This window comes from Brevundimonas sp., from assembly GCF_036963785.1.
Lineage (GTDB): Bacteria > Pseudomonadota > Alphaproteobacteria > Caulobacterales > Caulobacteraceae > Brevundimonas.
This window is the reverse complement of record NZ_JBALUS010000009.1, coordinates 1-1,689: the sequence shown is the minus strand read 5'-3', so window position 1 is coordinate 1,689 and position 1,689 is coordinate 1. Positions and strand designations below refer to the sequence as shown.

Below are 1,689 nucleotides of genomic sequence, written 5' to 3'. Positions count from 1 at the left end.
CTGGGCCGGTTCCTGCAGACCGACCCCATCGGCTATGCGGCGGGGGCGAACCTCTATGCGTATGTGGGCGGGGATCCGGTGAACTTCACAGATCCGCTGGGGCTGACGCAGGACCCTGGCCCAGGAATCTCTCGGCAGGAGTGCATAGACTGGCCTGGCATCCCCACCAATCAGGTCGATCCCGCAAATCCCCCCCGGCTGATCTGCGCGTCTATCCCTTACGTGAGCGGGCGGGCCCGGCTAGACTGGAATACTCCGCCCACTGGCGGTGGAAGCGGCGCGAGAGGCGACGGTGATTCATGCCCATCGGGTCCATTTATTGACCTTGGCCTCAGCGGCAGTGCCACACTCTTTGTATTGGCTGTGGGCGGCTCACCCCAATTTGGCCCCACAATTTCAATTCCGGCTTCAGCGTTACAAGACTTTGACTTTAGGGGATCATCTATAACTGGTAGCGCTAGCTTTACGCTGCTAGCCGGATTCGGAATCTTTGCGGGCGCTGGGCCGACGGGTTCGCTAGGTGTTTCCAGGGACACCCCTCCCCCCGGCTTCAGCACATCAGCGCCTTGGCTGATGCAACTGGGCGCAGCCTACAGAGGCGGGGTAGAGGCTAGTACACGGCTACTCACATATGACTACAACTACGCTCTCTCTGCTGGCAAGAGGACCGGACTCGGAGTATATGGCGCCTTGGGCCGACAGTTTAGCGCGCACTTGAGTACAGGACCGATTGGATGTTAAATTCTTTCTTCTCATATGATAAAAGCCTGCGAGCATTAAATAAATGGGCCTCCGGTTCCTTAATCGCTGGCATTTTATCGCTATTAATATTTATCACATCTGCTGTTATATATATAATCTGGAGGTCTGATATTGTACGTGACATTGCAATCTTTTCTGCTATTAGCGTTCTGGTATTTATTATGATGTTTGGTATCAGCGTTGTGGCTAGAATAGCGGTTAAACACCTTACTTGATTTACCTGAGACTGTAGGAACAGGCACTGTCAGCCCAAACTGATTGCCGGTGACGTCGGGGACACCTAGCGTCTCCGGCATGGCCAAATCGAAGAACCCTTCTGGTACTTTGACAGCTCGCCGGAGGTCATCCGCCTCGGGGTGATGATGTACGTCAAATACCCGCTGTCGCTTCGTAACGTCGAGGACCTGCTGGCCGAAAGCCAGGTATGTCCACGCCCCCACCGTCGGCGCGACGGCCTATGACAACGACGGCCTGAACCGGGTGACCCAAGCGGGCAGCACCTCGGTCACCTATGACACGCGCGGCAACATCACTGCCGGACCGGGCGGCAGCTATGGCTATGACACGCAGAACAATCTGACCTCGGCGGGCGGGGCGACCTTCACCTTCGATCCGCTGAACCGGCTGGAACGCGTGGCCGGCACCGCCACGACCCGGTTCCTCTACGACGGCCTGCAGGTGGTGGGCGAATACCCCGCGACCGGTTCGACCCCCTCGGCCCGCTATGTGCCGGGCGTGGGGCTGGACGATGTGCTCGTCTCCTATGCGGGCTCGGGCACCAGCACGCGGAGCTGGCTGCTGGCCGATGAGCGCCAGTCGGTGATCGGCCTGGCCGATGGGTCTGGGGCTGCCAGCGTTCAGGCCTATGACGAATACGGCGTCCGCGCCGGCGCCTACACCAGCCGGTTCCAGTACACGGGCCAGATG

The 1,689-nt window shown here is 59.0% G+C and carries 1 protein-coding gene and 1 pseudogene; both read left to right on the top strand.

All coding sequences use genetic code 11. The annotated features are described in order from the left end of the window. Complete coding sequence (locus V7672_RS15345; protein WP_442889555.1) at nucleotides 1-741, top strand: RHS repeat-associated core domain-containing protein; 741 nt, start codon at nucleotides 1-3, stop codon at nucleotides 739-741. Between the two features lie 501 nt (nucleotides 742-1,242). Continuing rightward, nucleotides 1,243-1,689, top strand: a pseudogene (locus tag V7672_RS14620) (RHS repeat-associated core domain-containing protein); the annotation flags it as partial.